At 43.1% G+C, this 20,409-nt stretch carries 14 protein-coding genes and 1 riboswitch; of the genes, 9 read left to right on the top strand and 5 right to left on the bottom strand.

All coding sequences use genetic code 11. From position 1 onward, the window contains the following. The first annotated feature begins 9 nt into the window (after nucleotides 1-9). Nucleotides 10-1,566 carry an ATP-binding protein gene (locus NSQ99_RS14800; RefSeq protein WP_340837477.1) on the top strand — a complete coding sequence of 519 codons (1,557 nt, stop codon included), beginning with the start codon at nucleotides 10-12 and terminating at the stop codon, nucleotides 1,564-1,566. A 110-nt stretch (nucleotides 1,567-1,676) separates the two neighbouring features. Here NSQ99_RS14800 and NSQ99_RS14795 read toward each other — a convergent pair whose 3' ends face one another. Then, entirely contained in the window at nucleotides 1,677-2,516 is an 840-nt protein-coding gene (locus NSQ99_RS14795) for a helix-turn-helix transcriptional regulator (protein ID WP_340838801.1), read from the bottom strand. 155 nt (nucleotides 2,517-2,671) lie between these two features. On the opposite strand from NSQ99_RS14795, the gene NSQ99_RS14790 reads away from it, so the two are divergent. Then, nucleotides 2,672-3,802, top strand: coding sequence for a Gfo/Idh/MocA family protein (locus NSQ99_RS14790; protein ID WP_340837475.1), 1,131 nt, complete (start codon nucleotides 2,672-2,674; stop codon nucleotides 3,800-3,802). Nucleotides 3,803-4,332: 530 nt separating this feature from the next. Beyond that, entirely contained in the window at nucleotides 4,333-5,739 is a 1,407-nt protein-coding gene (gene uxaC / locus NSQ99_RS14785) for a glucuronate isomerase (RefSeq protein ID WP_340837473.1), read from the top strand. Nucleotides 5,740-6,163: 424 nt separating this feature from the next. On the opposite strand, the gene NSQ99_RS14780 is transcribed toward uxaC, so the two are convergent. Continuing rightward, entirely contained in the window at nucleotides 6,164-6,373 is a 210-nt protein-coding gene (locus NSQ99_RS14780; RefSeq protein ID WP_340837472.1) for a hypothetical protein, read from the bottom strand. A 98-nt stretch (nucleotides 6,374-6,471) separates the two neighbouring features. Then, the gene (locus NSQ99_RS14775) at nucleotides 6,472-7,377 is read right to left on the bottom strand and encodes a LysR family transcriptional regulator (protein WP_251666056.1); all 906 of its coding nucleotides are present in this window, start codon (nucleotides 7,375-7,377) and stop codon (nucleotides 6,472-6,474) included. A gap of 129 nt (nucleotides 7,378-7,506) precedes the next feature. Between NSQ99_RS14775 and NSQ99_RS14770 the strand changes: the two genes are divergently transcribed. Next, nucleotides 7,507-8,577, top strand: a complete 1,071-nt coding sequence (locus NSQ99_RS14770; protein ID WP_251666055.1) for a branched-chain amino acid aminotransferase — start codon at nucleotides 7,507-7,509, stop codon at nucleotides 8,575-8,577. 99 nt (nucleotides 8,578-8,676) lie between these two features. Here the strand turns inward: NSQ99_RS14770 and NSQ99_RS14765 are convergent, their stop codons facing one another. Beyond that, entirely contained in the window at nucleotides 8,677-9,111 is a 435-nt protein-coding gene (locus tag NSQ99_RS14765) for a hypothetical protein (RefSeq protein ID WP_251666054.1), read from the bottom strand. Nucleotides 9,112-9,114: 3 nt separating this feature from the next. Next, nucleotides 9,115-9,313, bottom strand: a riboswitch (cyclic di-AMP (ydaO/yuaA leader). A gap of 168 nt (nucleotides 9,314-9,481) precedes the next feature. On the opposite strand from NSQ99_RS14765, the gene NSQ99_RS14760 reads away from it, so the two are divergent. Beyond that, nucleotides 9,482-10,441 (top strand): aldolase catalytic domain-containing protein, encoded by a 960-nt coding sequence (locus NSQ99_RS14760; RefSeq protein WP_251666053.1) that lies wholly within the window; start codon nucleotides 9,482-9,484, stop codon nucleotides 10,439-10,441. 57 nt (nucleotides 10,442-10,498) lie between these two features. On the opposite strand, the gene NSQ99_RS14755 is transcribed toward NSQ99_RS14760, so the two are convergent. Further along, nucleotides 10,499-11,878 (bottom strand): Glu/Leu/Phe/Val family dehydrogenase, encoded by a 1,380-nt coding sequence (locus NSQ99_RS14755; protein ID WP_251666052.1) that lies wholly within the window; start codon nucleotides 11,876-11,878, stop codon nucleotides 10,499-10,501. Nucleotides 11,879-12,104: 226 nt separating this feature from the next. On the opposite strand from NSQ99_RS14755, the gene NSQ99_RS14750 reads away from it, so the two are divergent. The 4 genes from NSQ99_RS14750 to zapA all read left to right on the top strand — a co-directional run bounded on the left by NSQ99_RS14750 (nucleotide 12,105) and on the right by zapA (nucleotide 20,409). Further along, complete coding sequence (locus NSQ99_RS14750; protein WP_340837468.1) at nucleotides 12,105-13,256, top strand: copper resistance D family protein; 1,152 nt, start codon at nucleotides 12,105-12,107, stop codon at nucleotides 13,254-13,256. A gap of 551 nt (nucleotides 13,257-13,807) precedes the next feature. Beyond that, on the top strand, nucleotides 13,808-14,842 hold the full coding sequence (pheS, locus tag NSQ99_RS14745; RefSeq protein WP_340837466.1) for a phenylalanine--tRNA ligase subunit alpha: 1,035 nt from the start codon (nucleotides 13,808-13,810) through the stop codon (nucleotides 14,840-14,842). Nucleotides 14,843-14,887: 45 nt separating this feature from the next. Then, entirely contained in the window at nucleotides 14,888-17,329 is a 2,442-nt protein-coding gene (pheT, locus tag NSQ99_RS14740) for a phenylalanine--tRNA ligase subunit beta (RefSeq protein ID WP_340837464.1), read from the top strand. A gap of 104 nt (nucleotides 17,330-17,433) precedes the next feature. Beyond that, nucleotides 17,434-20,409 (top strand): cell division protein ZapA, encoded by a 2,976-nt coding sequence (gene zapA / locus NSQ99_RS14735; RefSeq protein WP_340837462.1) that lies wholly within the window; start codon nucleotides 17,434-17,436, stop codon nucleotides 20,407-20,409.

The raw sequence follows: 20,409 nt of genomic DNA, 5'->3' as shown, positions 1-20,409 counted from the left end.
GAGGCTGAAATGATGGAAATCTCGAATCATGCAGTAGATATGAATAGAAATGCTTCTATGAATCGAGCAGCAGGTCGTCAGTATCCATACTCCTACAATCAATCGAGCAGCTATATGAAATTTGAAGCATTAATAAAGGAACAATCAAATTTTTATTCTGTTCTGATGGATCATGTAGTTGCAGGTGTGTTTGTCGTATATGACAACACGTTTATTTATGTGAATTCTTATTTTGCACAGCTGCTAGGGTATGCTGTAGAGGAAATCGTTGGGCAGAAGGTTGATCGCTTTATTGAAGAGGAAGATTGGCTGCTGCCTCAGTCGTTCGAAGGCATACTGGATAGTGAGATTACGAAACGCCAAATCTTTCGATGGAATGGTAAGCATAAAAATTCGTCTATCGTTTACTTTGAAGGTAAAAGCACAACGATTAAACATGACGGCATTATATATTACTTATCAACCGTCCAAGATGTTACGATAAAGTATGAAAAAGAACGTGAGCTTATTCGCAATGCCAAAATGTATCAACGAATGCTGATGACCATTCCTGAACCGATCTTTATTACTGTTGATCATTCCATTGTGTTCGCAAATCGTCATGGTCTAGATCTATTAGGGAAGCGTCATGTCAGTGGCTTAACCGAGCAATCCTTTCTTGACTATTTTGATGTAAAGGATCGTGAAGATGTTGCTCTCGATTTTCAAAGTGCACTGCTTCTAGAGGAAGCGACACCCTTCAGGCAGCAGCAGATGAAAATAAGTGATCGCGTTATTGAGGTTGAGCACTCGAGCGTTAAAATCGAAAATTATATAGGTCGCACAGCAATACTTACTGTATTACGAGATTTGACGGAGCGAAGACAGGATGAGGAGCGTCTTGTTCGATCAGAAAAGCTGTCTGTGATCGGTCAGCTTGCTGCTGGAGTTGCTCATGAGATTCGTAATCCGCTTACTGCTCTAAAAGGCTTCACACAGCTGCTGCGCAACAAATACACCGAACATAGCTATTATTTCGATATTATGGGCACAGAAATTGATCGAATTAATTTGATTGTTAATGAGTTTATGACACTAGCTAAGCCACATTACAGCTCTTTCCAATTTAATGATATCGTCCACATTGTGCAAAGTGTATTATCGATTCTTGAGACACAAGCAGCGCTGTATGGAGTAGAGCTAGACTTCCAAGCGCAGCAAGATTTACCTAACGTGCATTGTAATGAAAACCAACTGAAGCAGGTATTCATCAATGTCATTAAAAATGCGATTGAAGCGATGCAGGACGGCGGACGTGTCATCATTACGATTCGCTTTGAGCCATTGGAACAAATGCTTCATGTGAAAATTAAAGATCATGGCATAGGTATGCCTGATGACGTGCAAAAACGGATCGGTGAGCCATTTCTGACGACAAAGGAAAAGGGCACTGGGCTTGGATTGATGGTTAGCTCACGTATTATTGAGGAGCACAAAGGTACGATGCTTATAACGAGCAAGGCAGGGGAAGGTACATTAATTGATATACAACTGCCGATTCACATGGAGAATATAGCAAATGGATAAAAAGGGTGTCCTTTGTCGGCGTTGCCAGACAAAGGACACCCTTTATATTCCCTCATGGTGCCTTGAAGCATATCTAGCTGCATAAGCTGCTGATTGCTGTAGTCAACCATTCAACTGCTGAGCATTTGGTTCTGGCGGCGATATTGCTCAGCCGTTACACCGGTAATTTGCTTAAAGGCTCGTGAAAAGTGTGCTAAATGCTTAAAGCCAACCTCCAAGCTTATATCCGTTATCTTGGCTTGGCTATCCACGAGCAGCAGCTTAGCAGCGTAGATTCTTCGCTCAAGTAAATATTGAAAGATCGTTGTTCTTGTCACTTCCTTGAATGACTTGCTTAAATAGTATTTGTTAAGATGCAAGGCATGCTGCAGATGATCGAGCGTCAACTCTTTTGCGTAATGCTGCTCGATATAGGTGATGATATTTTGCACATGATGTTGCTTTGTCGATGTATTGCTCATCTGTTCGTTATCCATCGGCTGCTGGCATTGCTCATTGAGAAATAACATAAACTCAAGCAACACGGCATGACTTTTTTGATAGGCATATACGTCGGTTCGCTGTCCTAACTGAGCTAATTTAGTTAGAAGTGCTTCGCACTCTTCTCTTGCTTCACCTGATAAGGAGAGGTGTATGTTCTTAAGCTGAGTAAAGGGTGCAAGTAGATTGCTTGTATAGGATGGCTGGATATGCTTTTCGAAGTATAATGGATCAAAATGAATAATGCTGCGCTTGTACACGTCCTGTTTTTCAAGCAAAGCCTTGTGAAGTGTCATACCATGCATAAGGATCAGATCACCAGGCGCTAGCTTGTATATTCGATCATTAATCAGATAGCTTACTTGCCCTTCGTGAAAGTAATAAATCTCATATTGATAGTGAGTGTGATAGACCAGCTTGCTCGGAATGGATGTAAGATAGCTTACTGTAAATGGTTTTGCTTGTACCACAGTCAATACCCCTCACTCCTTCTTACATTATCATTGCAATAAGTATACACCAATCACGGTTAAATGGCGTGATGATTTCGATAAATTGCAGAGAAGTGATGTAGGAATGAAAGTGCTACCATTAGAATCAGAACATGACAAACTGGAGGTCTGTGATGATAAAGGTACGCATCGGTATTATCGGCTTAGGTAATATGGGCAAAGGCCATCTGTCCTATCTGTTAGAAGGTAAGGTAAGTGGGATTGAGCTAACTGCAGTAGCGGATACGAACGAATCTGCAAGACAGTGGGCTGAGCAGCATTTACCTCAGCATGTCATCATCTATGATCAGCCACAGAAGCTTATAGAAACATCGGTTGTTGATGGAGTCATTGTCTGTACCCCGCATTTTTCACACGCTGAGCTTGCCATTGCCTGCTTTAAGCATAACAAGCATGTTCTCATTGAAAAGCCTGCAGGTGTATATACGAAGCAAGTACGTGAGATGAATGAGGCTGCTGCTTGTAGTAATGTCGTATTTAGCATTATGTACAACCAACGCACCAATCCCTTATATCAAAAGCTAAAGGACCTGGTTGATAGTGGGGAATTAGGTGAGATTCGTCGCACGAATTGGATAATAACAGATTGGTACCGATCACAGTACTATTATGACAGTGGCTCATGGCGTGCAACTTGGAAAGGTGAAGGCGGAGGGGTGTTGCTTAATCAGGCGCCACACCAGCTTGATTTGTGGCAGTGGACGGTAAGCTTAATGCCAAAACGAGTCCGTGCATTCTGTTACTTTGGCAAATCGCGTAATATCGAAGTTGAGAATGACGTTACTGCATTCGTCGAGTATGACAATGGCGGTACGGGAGTGTTCATTACAACAACAATTGAAGCGCCAGGAACCAATCGTTATGAGGTAGTTGGAACGAAAGGTAAAGTAGTGATCGAGAATGGCAGGCTAACATTCAGCAGATTACGGGAATCTGAGCCAGAATATAATGCACGTTGTACAGAGAGCTTTGGTAAACCCGAAAGCTGGGTTATTGATGTACCGGTACAAGGAAATCATACAGATCATCTCGGAATTGTTCAAAACTGGGTAAATGCGATATTGCATGATGAGCCATTGCTCGCGCCAGGAGAAGAAGGAATAAAGGGTCTCATGCTATCGAATGCGATGCTGTTGTCTACTTGGAACGATGATTGGGTTGACCTACCATTGGATGAGGAACAATTTTTAGTGCAGCTTCAGCAGAGAATGAATGAACCGCTAGTGAAGATAGGAGAAGTGTAATGCTCCTGCTCATCATGAAGGACGGCATTACAAGGTCAGCATGACATGGGAGAGAGCAGCGATATTATCCGTATAATATGCGTTGGTAAGCACTATGCATCTGTTCAAGCAATCAGTCTATATATTTCTCGGGAAATATTGAAAAGTAGAGCAGCATATTCACGCTTCTCGTTTAACCCATTATTTTATTTCAAATAGCCTATACGAAGGTCATATACGATATTAAGCTCGTTTTCCTAAGAGCATATATTCAAGGTGTCGTGTGTGGATGCTAACGCTTTTTGACTAAAGATGCTATAATCATCTAAATGATTCCGTATCATGAGCTTGATCAGTCAAGAGCAAGCTACGTTAATGCTTTACTCTCATACAGGTGGCATTAATAGGAAAGCAATGGGGAACGATTACTATTATGAGTTTTCCGATGGTTTAGACTAAGATTAGCATGAGATTGTGCAACGTAATGACTGTATAGGCCGTAAGTAAGAGAACAACAAGACATACAGAATGAATGAAGGAGTGTAAACACATTGAAGCCATTTTTGGATGAAAATTTTCTATTGCAAAACGATGCAGCACAAGCGTTGTATCATAACTATGCGAAGACAATGCCCATTATTGACTATCATTGCCATTTAGACCCAAAGGAAATTTATGAGAACGCAAGCTTTACCAACTTAACAGAGGCTTGGCTAGCTGGTGATCATTATAAATGGAGAGCCATTCGCGCGAACGGAGCGGTCGAAGAGCTTGTAACTGGTGGAGAAGGCGTAGATGATTACGATCGCTTCTTAGCATATACAGCAGCGTTACCACAAGCGATTGGCAATCCGCTATATCATTGGTCTCATCTGGAGCTTCAGCGTTTCTTTGGTGTTAATGAAATCATTAACGAATCAAACGCACCGATAATTTGGGAGAAAGTGAATGCAAAGCTTGCAACAGGTGACTATCGAGTACGTGATTTAATAAAAATGTCCAACGTTAGTGTCATTTGTACAACTGACGATCCAACGGATACATTGGAATACCATAAGAAAATAAAAGAGCTTGAGAACTTTGACGTTCAAGTATTGCCTACCTTCCGTCCAGATAAAGCGCTTGAAATTAATAAAACAGGCTTTTTGGAGTGGATTGAGAAGCTTGCGCAAGTGTGTGGTGTAGAGCTGAACAGCTATGATGCGCTGCTTAAAGCATTGGATGATCGTATTGATTATTTCCAAGAGGTGGGCTGCAAGGTGTCCGATCATGGAATGGACTACGTTCCGTATCATGAAGCGACGAAAGAGCAGGCTGCTGATATTTATGCACGCAAGCTGCGTGGTGAAACAATCAGTCTCGTTGAAGAAAAGCAATATAAAACGTATACGTTTTTACATATGGCGAAGCGTTATGCGAAGTACGACTGGGCAATGCAGCTTCATATGAATCCTACACGCAATAACAATACAAGAATGTTCAAGAAGCTCGGTCCAGACCATGGCTTTGATGCAATTAATGATGCACCTGTAGCGGGTCCACTTCAAGGCCTGCTTGATGCATTGGAGCAGGAGGAGCTGCTGCCTAAAACAATCGTGTATTCACTCAATGCGAACGATAATGAAGTACTTGCTGCGCTTATTGGAGCGTTCCAAGGTGGTGGCGTTGCTGGTAAAATGCAGCTTGGATCAGCTTGGTGGTTTAACGATACGAAAAAAGGCATGATTGCTCAAATTGAAAGCTTGGCCAACTTTGGCTTGCTCGGTCAATTCGTCGGAATGCTAACAGATTCTCGCAGCTTCCTAAGCTTTACCCGTCACGAATATTTCCGTCGCATCCTATGTAACGTCATTGGTACATGGGTAGAGCAAGGAGAGCTCCCATATGACGAGAAGCATCTCGGCCAGCTCGTACAAAACATTTGCTACTATAACGCGAAACGCTATTTCAATTTCTAACGTTGAATAGTGGCTGTTAGATAAATGAAAAGAAGCAAGCATTCAGAGCATGATAAGCTTCCCTAGACAAACAGATTCTGTCTGACGATAGGGAAACATCACATCAGCCCGATGCTTGCTTCTTTTTCTTGATTATAGAACTCCCTAGCGAAGTAACTAGTGGGGTTAACGACGAAGCAACGCACACAACCGCTCCAGCGGAGTAAAAGGTGAGGTTTAGCAACGAAGCGACGCCCAAGAAGTGCCCCAGCGGAGTAAATAGTGAGAGTGTAAAAGCGAAGCGGTTGCCTTTGTCCTCTGATTTCTACAATAAATACCCTTCTTAGAAATCAGAGGACAACAGCAATTGAAACCTCACTAATTACGTAGCGCTGAAACCTCACTAATTACGTAGCGCTGACAACAGCAATTGAAACCTCACTAATTACGCAGCGCCAACAATATAATGAAGCATTTGCGAGGCAATGATATTGCAGGCAATGCATAGCAGATCACTATTGAGCAAGATCCTCCCCATTAGGAAAAAAGCAAGGCCTCCGACGAGATCAAGCATAATATAACGCTTAATGGAGTGAATCGAAACGACATACACTTGAAATTCAGTCTGTAGTAACTTCGGAGCTGCACTAATCACACATTACTCCTCCCATCTCATCATTTATCAACTCATTTTATGTGCAGGAGGAGTAGATCATTCGCATCATGTAACGAAAAACGGTGGATTGATTAATTTTATTCAATGCCATAAACCTCTTTCACCGTATCAAGAAAATACTGCGACCGCTTTGGTACATAATGATCTTTTAGCCAAACTATTCCGACATCCGACTGAAGCGTATCGAGTGATAACGGAATGATCTTGACACGTGGATCTATAAATGAGCTCATGACGGAGCGGGGCAGCATAGCTATACCAAGTCCATCTGCTATCAATGCAATCGAGATAGCAACAGAGGAGCATTCGCATATAATGTTTGGCTCAATGCCATAACGATGGCAAGCAGCGATAACCTGCTCATGCATATGTGTCGTTTGGTCTGTTTTGAGCGTTAATAAAGGGTAGTGAGCGAGCTCCTCAAGCTGAAAGCTCGTCTTATGTTCAAATTGCTTCCAGCTTGTCGGTACAATCACGACAAATGGGTCAGAAGGGAGAGGCATAATCGCAAGCTGTTTAGGATCAGTCAGCGCTTCAAAGGGAAGTCTGGCAAACACAAGATCTATCGCATGCTTTTCAAGCTGCTCACCGAGATAGTAATGATCTCCCTCTAATATTTTGTAGCTGACTTGAGGATACTTTTTACGATATTGCTCAATCGGTCGAGGTAATAGCGAGCTGCAGGAAAATACTGCTCCAATGGACAAAACACCGCGGACACCTTGCTCAAGCTCTTTCATTTCTTCAATGGTTTCATTAAACTGAGAGTAAAGGGACTCTGCACGCTTTTTTAGGTGTAAACCGGCATCGGTCAGCTGCAAGCCTTTACCGTGTCGATCGAAAAGCTTCACCCCTAATTCGTCCTCCATCTGCTTAAGCTGACGGCTTAATGGGGGCTGCTCCATATTTAGCAGCTTAGCTGCTCGTGTGATTTGACCCTCGCGAGCAATCGTCAAAAAGTATCTAAGCTGTCGCATATCCATGTGAACGCTTCCCTTCTAAAATGCCATACCTAAAAGGTATGGCAAAGTAATCTTATAGATATTATAAATATACGTCAATCCATGGTATCATTCAATTAACAATATTAATTGTAAGGAGAGTTACCAACTATGCCACAAGAAATTATAATTGAACAAGCGACTCAGCTAAAGCAAAAACCGGACGAAAATAATCTTGGTTTCGGCCACTACTATACAGATCATATGTTTATCCTTGAATATACTGAGGGTCAAGGATGGCATTCAGGTCGAGTAATTCCTTATCAGAACATTTCTTTAGACCCAGCAGCGAAAGTTTTCCATTACGGTCAGACGGTATTTGAAGGAATGAAAGCTTACCGCACAGAAGACGGCATAAAGCTGTTTCGTCCTAGAAAAAACTTTGAGCGTTTGAATAAATCTAATGCTCGTCTAAGTATTCCGCATCTTGATGAGGATCTTGCTTATAACGGTCTTATGGAGCTTCTAAATGTAGATCGCGACTGGGTTCCAGCAGCTGAAGGCACAAGCTTGTATATTCGTCCGTTTATTATTGCGACGGAGCCAGCATTAGGCGTTAATCCTTCGTTAAGCTATCTGTTTATGATCATTATGTCACCAGTTGGTGCATATTACGCAGAAGGGGTTAATCCCGTTAAAATCCATGTTGAATCTCACTTTGTACGCGCCGTTGCAGGTGGTGTAGGTGAAGCGAAAACTGCTGGTAACTATGCGGCAGGTTTGAATGCACAGGAAGAAGCGAAGGACCGCGGCTATTCCCAAGTATTATGGCTAGATGGTGTTCATCGTAAATACATCGAGGAAGTTGGAAGCATGAACGTCTTTTTCAAAATAGACGGTAAAGTCGTTACTCCGATGCTTAACGGAAGCATCCTTGATGGTATTACTCGTAACTCAGTGATTACGCTGCTTAAACATTGGGATGTGCCTGTAGAGGAGCGCCGCATTTCTATTGATGAGCTCATTGAAGCGCATCATAACGGCAAACTAGAGGAAGCTTTCGGCACAGGGACAGCTGCCGTTATCTCACCAATTGGTGAACTAAGCTATCATAATGAGAAGTATGTAATTAACGAAGGTAAAACTGGAGAGCTTTCAGCGAAAATTTACGACACCATTACAGGTATCCAAAAGGGCAAAGTAGAAGATCCATTCGGCTGGCTCGTTGCTTTAAATAAATAATTTACATTTGCATAATAGATAATAACAAACAATAAGTAAAATCCCCTTCCATAAGCTTCGTTGTAATCAACGATTAGCTTATTGGTAAGGGGATTTTGTTTAGTACAACGAAAGATAGGAAACTGCACGGCTCCGAAGGATTAATTCTTCATCGACTTGAGCCTGATGGGAACCATCAGGTAAAAAGTTTAATTGATGTAAAGCGTTGGTGAACAAATAAATAGCCCGCTGATCATACGTTTCATATTGCTTCAATGTATTGGAAATTAGCTCAGTAAGGTTAGAAATGGTGGAAGGACCGACAAATGGGGTAAGTTGATGTTCCCAATCCTGGAGATGAAAGCTGATATCTGAATCATCGATAAAAATTTCACTCCAGCCATATCCTCGATTGCTTGAAATTCTCAAGCACACACGATAGCCATTGGCATCGACTGCAAGAGCAGGGATAACAAAAACTTCGATCCGTTGAATGTGAAGCACAGCGGCTTCAGGTTGAACATTTTGAAAATCATTCGATGGACAAATAGACATTGCACATCTCTCCTTTCACGCTGACGAGGTTAGCTGTCGGGTTCGGGCAAGAGAGTAGGCCCTACCGTTCACCTATTAATCTGCTGAAAAAAGTCTTTTCTACAGACTTTTTCGTACAGGTAATTATAGGTAGTCCGGATTCACCCCTTAAGGCGTTTGGTTCCCCCGCTTTTTCTAGTGAAAAATTAAGCGAATATATGTTTATTTTAAGGGTTTTTATCCGGTTTGTAAATGAAACCGTTCTTCTAATAAGATTTACGAATCAATATTATACTTGTGCACAATTTTTTTTATTTTGCGTTATGTTACAATATCAAGTATGATGGTAAGAAAAACAGAACTGACGTTCAGAGTAGAAGGAGTATCAGATATGCAGTCAAAAACGACACATTGTAAGATTGTTGATTGTACGATCCGTGATGGTGGCCTTGTAAATAATTGGGATTTCAGTGTTGAATTCGTTCAGCATTTGTATAATAGCTTGAATGAAGCTGGTGTGGACTATATGGAAATCGGCTATAAAAACTCTCCTAAGCTTCTGAAGGGAGCAGATTCTGCAGGTCCTTGGCGCTTTTTAGATGATGATTTTCTACGTAAGGTCATCCCTAACAAAGGACATACGAAGCTGTCTGCACTTGTCGATATTGGTAGAGTGGATGAGAATGATATCTTGCCTCGCAGTGAAAGCATGCTGGATCTCATTCGTGTTGCCTGTTACATACAGGATGTGGACAAGGCTCTTGAACTTGTTCAAATCTTCCACGACCGCGGCTATGAAACGACAATTAACATTATGGCACTATCTAACGTACTGGAGAACCAGTTAGTTGAAGCGTTCAAGCTAATTAATGAAAGTGTTGTAGATGTTGTATATGTTGTTGATTCCTACGGAAGCCTAAAGCCTTCGGATATGAGTTATCTCGTTGATAAATTCCAAGAGCATCTGCCTAATAAACGTCTTGGTGTCCATGCGCATAACAACCTTCAGTTAGCTTTTGCTAATACGCTGATTGCAGCAGGCAAAGGAGTAGAGCTGCTGGATGCTTCCGTATATGGTATGGGGCGTGCTGCGGGCAACTGTAATACAGAGTTGCTTGTTACAGAATTGCAGAATACAAAGTACAATGTTCGTCCAGTACTTGATATGATTGAGAAATATATGATTCCAATGCGTGAGGAAGTGGAATGGGGCTACATCATTCCGTACATGGTTACTGGTGTGCTGGATGAGCATCCACGATCTGCAATGGCATTGCGCAATTCGGATAAAAAGGATAAATATGTTGATTTTTACGATCAGCTGACGACACCTGAAATGGCCAGCAAGTAAGTAAATTGTTTGGAAGGAGAAGGATAGTTCGGTAACGAACTATCCTTCTTTTTATTGTTAGTATAGTTTTCCTTGGCGGTACAATATGTTTGATAATCTCATAACTGCATGGTTATAGCAGCATTGGCGCAGCTGTTGGGGCTGTTGGAAGTAAAGCGGGAGCACCTGATTAAGCGTCGTACTCATTTTATCGAATAGCATCTCATAAACCTGCTCTTCACTGAAAAACTTTGTATCTCTTCCCTGTAGCCACTCAAAGTATGAAACAATAACTCCGCCAGCGTTTGCCAGTATGTCAGGTATTACGATGGCATGCCGCTTGGCAAGTGCCTCGTCTGCCTCTCCCGTGATAGGGGCGTTTGCTCCTTCGACAATAATACTTGCTTTCACTTTAGCAACATTATGTTGATGAATCTGCTCTTCAAGCGCCGCTAAAAACAACACATCAACGTCATGATATAAAACTGCCTCACGATCAAGTATAGTTGCCTGCACATCAGCCTCTTGCAGCTGCTGCTCGTTCATAGGCAGTTCGCCTTGATGCAATCTGCTGAAGCTTAGCAGCTTATCAATAGGCAGTCCTTGCTCACTATATAGCGTGACATTGCGATCGCTTACTGCAACGACTTTATGCATTCCATCATTATCCTTGAAAGCCTCAGAGGCTACGACGGAGCCAACATTACCAAAGCCTTGAATCGCTATCGAAAGTGGACGATTAATAAAACGTTTTACTGTAGTAACATATGGATTATTGTATGCATCAAGTACAGATAGGTGACTGTTTACATACTGCTGCAGCATATACTTAAATACGAAATAAACGCCCTTGCCGGTAGCCTCTTTTCTTCCAAGCGAGCCACCGAATGCAATGCTCTTGCCGGTGAAGCTGCCGAGATATGGCTGGCCAGGATGAATGCTCTTGTATTCGGCAGCCATCCAATCCATCTCGCGCTCGCTAGTACCCATATCGGGTGCTGGAATATCCTTATCTGGTCCAAGTATGTCAGTAAAGTACTGTACATATTTTTTGCAGATCATATACAGCTCACGTTCAGAGTATTGTCTTGGGTTTATACATACTCCGCCTTTCCCGCCACCAAAAGGAACATCATGCAATGCGTTTTTTAGTGTCATTAACGCAGCTAAATTCGTAACTTCATCCTCATTTACCGATTCGTGAAACCGAATGCCGCCTTTGTATGGTCCTAACGCATCGTTATGCTGGATGCGATAAGCTGGTATTCGAACAACTACCCCGCTGTCTAGCGTGATACGAAGGAAAGCCTTATGTGTTTTATTTGGAGTCGATAATATCGCTCCCAGTGATTGAAAGGCCTGCTCTCTTTTTTTATCTGCTAGTTGTGGTAAGATAGAACTGTTTTCCATTAACATTCGTAAAGATTGCTCAACAATAGCGCTCGTTTGTCTGCCCAACGTTTTCAGCTCCTTTAATCATTTGTCGCATCTTTCATTTAGGATGTACGACTATGAGAGAAAGATACGCTTCTGCACCACGAGGCGGAAATGAAGTGCAGCTCTAGCATTATCATACAATATTTCATGGATATGTCTATGTAGCGATCATTATTAAGGGTTTTACATAAAGTCAACTTGGAGTCATGAACAAAATATTAAAGGGAGTGTCAAATTGGAAATCTTCGTGTACATAACCAAACTAATCGTCTATGGGTTGTTAATTTCACTAAGTGGTTTGATTATGGTGGATAGCTTTGTCCGTAATGCTATAGCAGAAACGCGAATTCAATGGCGAGAGAGTATCATCCAAACGGTTAACAGAAGCTTGCTGCTTGCAGTCATATTAGCTATATTCGCTCAGGTTGTTCAATGGGCACAATCCTTTGGGGGTGTGGAGCAGATTGCACCGCTCCTTATTGAAGGTTCGACTGGACGTACCTGGCTTGCTTTACTGCTACTAAGTGCGATCGGCTTATTCGTTCAAAAGCTACAGGCTGCAAGGCTGATCATTATTGTGCTGCTATTGCTTGCGGAAAGTATGAACGGTCATGCTTCGTCCGATAGCTTAATTATATTGTTTGATTTTATTCATCTCGCTACGATCTCGATTTGGGTCGGTGGCGTGATCTATTTTCTAGTCAATTGGAAGGATGGAACGGAGCAAGTAAGGACATTTCTAGAGCGCTTTACAAAGCTGCTTTGGCTGACGATAGCAATCGCTAGTGTGAGCGGTATTGCGTTAACAGCTCTTATTCTTCCGAGTATAAGCTATCTATTGTATACAAGCTGGGGGCAGCTATTGCTAGTAAAAATCATTGCTATATTGATTGCGATATGGCTTGGCTACACTGCTAATACCTACATACGAAAGCATCAGGCCGATAGAAAGTCACGACTATTGAAGATCGAATATATGACACTTCTCGTCGTTATTGCACTTGCTGCACTAATGAGCACGATTAGTCCGCTGCCTAGTGCAGAGAATGCATTGAATAGACATCAAATGGGAGATGAGCTCCATTATACGGTGAAGCTTTCACCAAATGCGCCAGGACCCAATACGTTTAGTTTAAGTCTATGGACCTTGAAGGAAGAAGGCAAAGTAGCGAACGTACAGCTATCATTATATGCAGATGATAAGCCAAAAACATCTGCTCGCGCATATATATTGCAGTCTATTCCGATTGAAGACAATATTGAGTTTCCTGGGTTTATCGAGCAGCAGTTCTCTCTTAAAGAGTTGAAGCTGCCATACCCAACGTTATGGCATGCGACTGTAGACATCGTATTTGCAAGTGGACAGGAGCGGCAATTTAGTTTTTCCTTTGAGAATTAGGGCATGGCGTAGTTGCGCTAACCTGTACTTTTGCTTATAATGTATAGGAGTTGTTCAAAAGCCCCCTTTGATCACGAAGGTAGCACTGTAAGGTTAATCGACATCGAATATTGAATTCAGCCAGGTCTTCCGGTGCTCACGTACCAACAACGTACGCTGCGCTCCTCATCCCTTAGCTTTATCCAATCTTCTCGGTGCTGAAAGTAGGCTATTTGAACATATTATTTAAAGAGTTGTTCAAAAAGCCCCCACTGATCACGGGGTTATAATAAAAAGCGTTGATGGAGATAAGTACGCAAACAAACTATACAGGGACGAACAGCCATAGATTGAAAGCTGATCGATAGTCACTGCCTGCGGAAATTCACTCTGGAGCATGCACTTGAACCTTCTGTTTGACAGAGGCTGTAGAGCTGCACGTAACTCTACGATACAGAGATCTAAGTGATAGCATTAGCTATCTAAATTAGGGTGGTACCACGGTTCTTCCGTCCCTTCGGGGAGGAAGAGCCTTTTTTTATATATTGGTATAGCAAATTGGAGGGATTCGCATGAAAGAAAAATTAGAAGCACTACGAAACGAGGCGCTTGCCGCGCTGGAAAACATTGATCTAGCAAGCTCGCTTCAAGAATTGCGCGTAAGATACTTAGGTAAAAAAGGTGCACTCACTGAGGTGCTGCGTGGTATGGGTAGCCTAAGTGCAGAAGAGCGTCCAATTATCGGTCAAGTCGCTAATGATGTGCGCGCAGCGATCGAAGAAGTGATTGAGAAAAAGCAACAGGCCATCCAACAAGCTGAAACAGACCGTCGTCTTCGTGAAGAAACGATCGATGTGACATTGCAAGGACGTCAGTTGCCTACAGGAGCTGTACATCCACTCAACAAGGTAGCACAAGAAATTGAGGATATCTTCATTGGATTAGGCTACTCCGTTGCTGAAGGTCCAGAGGTCGAAACGGACTATTACAATTTTGAAGCGTTGAATTTACCGAAGAATCACCCCGCACGTGATATGCAGGATACGTTCTATATTACAGAGGAAATTTTGATGAGAACACAAACATCCCCTGTACAGGTCCGAGCAATGCAAGCACATCGCGGTGAAACTCCGATCCGTATCATTTGCCCGGGTAAGGTTTATCGCCGAGACGATGATGATGCAACGCATTCCTTCCAGTTCAACCAAGTTGAAGGCTTAGTTGTCGGCAAAAACGTACGAATGAGTGATTTGAAGGGAACGCTGCTGCAATTTGCACAGCAAATGTTCGGTGAGCATACACAGATTCGTCTTCGCCCGAGCTTCTTCCCATTTACAGAGCCAAGCGCTGAGGTTGATGTGACCTGTGCGCAATGTGGCGGAAATGGCTGTCGTATGTGTAAGCACACAGGCTGGCTAGAGATTTTGGGCTGCGGTATGGTGCATCCACGAGTGCTTGAAATGGGTGGCTATGATCCTGAAGAGGTATCAGGCTTTGCTTTCGGTATGGGAATCGAGCGTATCGCGCTGTTGAAATACGGCATTGACGATATTCGTCATTTCTATACAAATGATACGCGATTCCTCTCTCAATTCGCCCGGATGTGATGAGAGCTTAACATACCAAAGTGAAAAGAAGGGAAGATGTAACTAATGAAGGTTTCATATAAATGGCTTGAGCAATATGTTGATCTTAGCGGAATTACAGCAAGTGAGCTTGCAGAAAAAATGACAAGAGGCGGTATCGAGATCGATATCGTAGAAAGCAGAAATAAAGGCGTTTCCGGTGTTGTTGTCGGTTATGTGAAGGAAAAGCAGAAGCATCCAGACGCAGATAAGCTGAATGTATGTAAGGTTGATGTTGGTACTGGTGAAGACTTGCAAATCGTATGTGGCGCCCCTAATGTTGACGCTGGTCAGCATGTGCCTGTAGCTGTTATTGGCGCAAAGCTGCCTGGAGACTTCAAAATTAAGCGTGCGAAGCTTCGCGGAGTAGAATCACAAGGAATGATTTGCTCTGCTAAGGAGCTTGGGATGAACGACAAGCTATTGTCTAAAGAGCAGCAGGAAGGAATACTTGTATTACCTTCCACACTTGAATTAGGTACGCCGATTGAACAAGTGCTCGGACTTGATGATGAAGTGTTGGAGCTTGATCTTACACCTAACCGTTCTGATGCGCTAAGCATGCTTGGTGTAGCCTACGAAACGTCAGCATTAACTGGTCGTGAAGTAAAGCTTCCACAGGTTCAAATTGCTGATACGACGGAGCAAGCCAGCGAATATGTGAACGTAACGATCGATAATAAAGAGCTGTGCAGCCATTATTCAGCACGCTACATTAAAGGTGTCAACGTTGCGCCTTCACCGCTTTGGCTGCAAAACAGCTTGATTGCAGCTGGTATACGTCCAATTAATAACATTGTCGATGTGACGAATTATGTCATGCTTGAATATGGTCAGCCGCTTCATGCGTTTGATGCCGATAAAATTCCTGGTGGCCGAATTGTCGTGCGTTCTGCTGCACGTGGTGAGGTTCTAGTTACTCTTGACGATCAAGAGCGCAAGCTTGAAGAGCATATGCTTGTTATCGCAGATGAGAAAGCTCCAATAGCACTTGCAGGAGTTATGGGCGGTGCTAGTACAGAGGTTACGTCTTCAACCGTCAATATTATTTTGGAATCTGCTTGCTTTGCGGGCGGAACGGTAAGAAAAACATCTCGTGAGCTTGGTCTACGCTCAGAATCTAGTCTTCGTTTTGAAAAAGAAGTGGATCCAGGTCGTGTTATTCCTGCACTAAATCGAGCTGCAGCGCTTATTTCAGAGCTTGGTGAAGGATTAGTGCTAGAGGGCATTGTTGAACAAGTAGTGAAGGAAATCAAGCCGCGCCACATTAGCGTATCGTTGGAAAAAATTAATCGAGTGTTAGGTACTTCACTTTCTGGACTCGAAGTAAAAGCGATTATGAATCGACTAGGGTTTGATTTTGAAACCAATGAAAATGAACAGTATGTAGTAGAGGTTCCAACTCGCCGCGGTGACATTACGTTAGATGTTGATGTAATTGAAGAAATTGCTCGTATCTATGGCTACGATAATATTCCGACTACGCCGATCTATGGAGAAGTTATTCCTGGTGCATTAACGAAGCCTCAAAGTATTCGTCGTGAGCTGCGTAAGCGTCTGTCAGATTCAGGTATGCTGGAAGTTATCAGCTATTCCTTCACTAGTCCGAAGCATACGACATTATTTCCAGATCTAGTGCCGAATCCACATGCTGTCAAGCTGCTTATGCCGATGAGCGAGGAGCGCAGTGTGCTGCGTACAAACTTAATCGCTCAGTTGATCGATATTGCAACGTATAATCGCAACCGTAAAAATGAATCGCTAGCATTATTTGAAATTGGCTCCGTATTCCATACGAATGAGTCTGAGCTGACGAAGCTGCCTGAGGAGAAGCATCGCTTTGCTGCATTATTAACAGGTCAGCGTATCGAAGCTGGCTGGTTAAGCAAAGCTGTAGCTTATGACTTCTACGATGCAAAGGGGATCGTTGAGACGATCACTGCGGCATTGGGATTAGGTGAGCATATCAGCTATGAAGCTGCACAGCCGTCTCAATTTCACCCAGGTAGGACAGCTGCAATTGTGTTAAACGATAACGATGAAAAACAAATCATTGGCTATGTTGGTCAGCTGCATCCAGAGCTTCAGCGTCAATCAGATCTAGAAGATACGTTTGTTGTTGAACTAGAGCTTGCACCGCTTTATGAGCTGGCGAGCAGTGAAATCGTATATAAAGCACTACCTCGTTACCCAGCGATTACGCGCGATATCGCTGTAGTTGTAGAAGCAGACGTTCAAGTAGGCAATATGGTAGCGGCAATTAAGGAAGCTGCTGGAGAGCTGCTTGAGTCCGTTCAGGTGTTCGACGTGTTTACTGGCGAACGTCTAGGCGCAGGCAAGAAGAGCGTTGCTATCTCATTAGTATATCGTCATAAAGAGCGTACGCTAACGGATGAAGAGGTTACTGAGCTTCATGACACCGTTGTTAAATCATTAGAACAATCTTTTGCAGCAGAATTGCGCAAATAGGCAGGAAACAATAGAAGTCGCATCGAATAAGTTCCTAGTGGGCTAAAGATGCGGCTTTTTTGCCGTTAACATAGCATTGGACTAGATGGAATGGGGGTACACGCATGGACACAGAACAAATCATCGTAAATGTTGATATATATGGCAGCCAGTATAAACTTAAAGGACATTCTAGCGTTGAATATATGAAATCAATCGCATCTTCGATTGATGAGATAATGCATAAATTAGCAAAAAACTTTCCCGTTCTGGATACACATAAATTAGCGGTGCTTACCGCCGTTCAAATATCAGAGGAAGTTTTTCGTCTTAGACGTGAAAATAACCGCTTACAGGCGGAAGAAGCAAGACTACATATCACCGAGAAGCAGCTTGAGGATGAAAAGGTGAAATGGCAGCAATTGAATGAACAGTATGAGCTCTATATGAAAAAGTCAGAACAAGAGCTTGAGCAATTGAAGGAGCTGCATCAGCAGCAGCTTGAAGAGGAACGCAGTTCATTAGAAGCAAGGTTGGATCAGGAACGCTTTCAGCTTACTGAAGAGAAAGAGAAGCTAAAGGCATCCTTTAACCTAGAGCGCAAGCAGCTAGAGGAGACACATGCAGAACAGCTTAAAATTGTTATCGAAAAGTCAGAGCAATTACAGGCATCTTTGGAGGAAGTAATAAAACAGCTTAAACAAGAGCATGAAGAGGCACTCGTTGTACTTCATAAGCAATATGATGAAGAGAAACGTATTGCGTTAGTAAATCAAAAAAGTAGATTTGAAGCTGAAATTGCAAAACAAAAATCAGAATTTGATACGCTAACTGCTGAAAAAAATCATATACAGCAGCAATATGATGAAACGATTCAATCGTTGAAGGAGCAGCTGAAAAACAGCGAGGATCAGTTGGTTGAATCACAGTTACGGCATGAGGAGCAGCTGTCTTCCTTACAGCAAGAGCGTGAGGCTGAGAAAGAAGCATCGGCATTGCAGCAGGAGCAATTAAATGAGCAATCAGAGAAGCTCAAGGAGCTGCTTGAATCCGAAAAGCTGCGCTGGATTAATGAACGCGAGCAATTGTTGAATCAAGTGAATGCTACGAAGCGGGAGCTACAACAGCAAAAGGAAAGCTTTGAATTGCGTTTGTCTCAAGCGGATGAACAAATATTACAGGCGATTGAGCAGGAAGAAGCGCTCCGCTCAGATCTTAACGAAGCAGCGCGTGCTTACTCAGAGCTTGAGGAGCTTCGTGAGCAGCTACAGGAAAGTCATGCATCGGAGCTTGAGAGGCTTCGTGAGCAACTACAGGAAAGTCATGCATCGGAGCTTGAGGAGCTTCGTCGTCAGCTACAGGAAAGTCATGCATCGGAGCTCGAGCAGCTACGTGAGCAGCTGAAGCAGAGTCATATAGCAGAGCAAGAGCAGCTACGTGAGCAGCTGAAGCAGAGTCATATAGCAGAGCAAGAGCAGCTACGTGAGCAGCTGAAGCAGAGCCATATAGCAGAACAAGAGCAGCTACGAGAGCAGCTGAAGCAGAGCCATATAACGGAGCTGGAACTGCTACGCGATGAGCTTAAACAGAATCATATGGCTGAGCTGGAGCAGACACGCATTCAACTGAAGCAAAGTCATGCATCAGAGCTAGAGAAGCTAAGTGAGCAACTAGTAGCAGCAACTGAGCTTGCTGAGCTGCATGAGCTTGAGCTGCAGGAGGCAGAGCAATCACTACGCGATATTCAAACAGAATTGAAAGCCCAGCTTAAAGAACAGCAGTCGATGGTGGAACAGCTTCAAACCCAGCTAAAGGCAGCAGAAGAGAATGGACATCATACGAAGCAGCATATAGCAAGCTTGGAGCAGCAACTCATGGAAGAAGGATTAAAGTTGCTATATGCACAAGAGCAGCAGGAGAAAGAGCGTCATGCTTCTGAGCAACAGCTGCATCAGCTTGAACAGCTATTAGAGCAAGCCGAGCAGCAACATCAGGTAATGAAGGAACAAGCTGTGAACTATGAACAGAAGCTGACCGCATTACAAGCAGAGGCAGAGCAAAAGCAAGCTGAGCAGCTTGCCATGCATCAGAACGAGCAAGAGCTCACAATGCTCTTAATCCAAGAATTAGAAGAGAAAGCCGTGCAGCTTGAAGCTAATTTAGATGAAAAGGAAAAGTTTAATAACGAATTAATTAAGTCGAAGCAGCAGTTGGAGCAGCAATTGCAACAGAAAGAGCAACAGCTGCAACAGCAAGTACAACAATTGCAACAGCAAGAGCAGGCACGACTCGCACAGCTTGAAGCATTGCAATTACAGAAGCGTAAGCTGGAAGAGGAACTAGAGCTAAGCTTAGACATGCAAGCAGAGCTCGAGCTGAAAATCAGTGAGCAGCAGTCGATCAAAAAGCAGCTTGATGAGCAAAGAGTCGTTTTACAAGAGAAGGATAATCAGCTCGCACAGCTTGAGCAAGAGCTTGACCAAATGCGACAGCAATATCAAGTTGATCAACAGCAGCTGTCAGAGAAAACTGTATTATTGCAGCAAGCCGAGCAGCAGAAGCAGCTTGTTACTGAGCTTCAGGAAGAGCTTGACGCTGTAAGAAACGAGTTAAATCAAGCAGTTGATCACAATAAACAACTGCAGGCACGGCAGCTGAAGGATGCAGAAAAGACAGAAGAGCTCCTGCAATATCTTGAGATTAATGCTGCGAAAGAAAGATTGTCAGCCAATCAAATTGCAATGGCACAAGAGCAAATCGAAGAACTTACAGAAAAGCTAGCAGCTAGCTTGGAAAAGCAGCAGCAGCTCGAACGTGAGCAGCAAGAGGAATTGAAGCGGCTTGAGGATGAGTTTGTTCAGCTAGAGCAGCATAAGAAGCAGCTTGAGCAGCAGGCATCCTTGTACGAGGAGCAGCTTGCACTTCAAAAAGAGGCAGCTGCAGCTATTGAACAGCATATTGCTGTAATTGATGAGCAACAGCTCGAAGAAGTGAATAATCAGCTTCTTGTGCTTAAAGAAGAGCATGAGGAGCTTAAGCGAGAATATGCTAAGCTTAAAACTGAGTACAATGAGTGGATTGAACTTATTGAACAAAGCTAA

Source organism: Paenibacillus sp. FSL W7-1287 (assembly GCF_038004245.1).
In the GTDB taxonomy this organism is placed as follows: Bacteria; Bacillota; Bacilli; order Paenibacillales; family Paenibacillaceae; genus Pristimantibacillus; species Pristimantibacillus camelliae.
This window is presented reverse-complemented; position numbering and strand designations above follow the sequence as displayed.

Bases quoted from the DNA above. Each gene is read 5' to 3' on its own strand.
- pheT (WP_340837464.1), top strand. From the start codon at position 14,888: ATGAAGGTTTCATATAAATGGCTTGAGCAATATGTTGATCTTAGCGGA.
- NSQ99_RS14760 (WP_251666053.1), top strand. From the start codon at position 9,482: ATGCAGTCAAAAACGACACATTGTAAGATTGTTGATTGTACGATCCGT.
- NSQ99_RS14800 (WP_340837477.1), top strand. From the start codon at position 10: ATGATGGAAATCTCGAATCATGCAGTAGATATGAATAGAAATGCTTCT.
- pheS (WP_340837466.1), top strand. From the start codon at position 13,808: ATGAAAGAAAAATTAGAAGCACTACGAAACGAGGCGCTTGCCGCGCTG.
- NSQ99_RS14775 (WP_251666056.1), bottom strand. From the start codon at position 7,377: ATGGATATGCGACAGCTTAGATACTTTTTGACGATTGCTCGCGAGGGT.
- NSQ99_RS14790 (WP_340837475.1), top strand. From the start codon at position 2,672: ATGATAAAGGTACGCATCGGTATTATCGGCTTAGGTAATATGGGCAAA.
- NSQ99_RS14765 (WP_251666054.1), bottom strand. From the start codon at position 9,111: ATGTCTATTTGTCCATCGAATGATTTTCAAAATGTTCAACCTGAAGCC.
- zapA (WP_340837462.1), top strand. From the start codon at position 17,434: ATGGACACAGAACAAATCATCGTAAATGTTGATATATATGGCAGCCAG.
- NSQ99_RS14770 (WP_251666055.1), top strand. From the start codon at position 7,507: ATGCCACAAGAAATTATAATTGAACAAGCGACTCAGCTAAAGCAAAAA.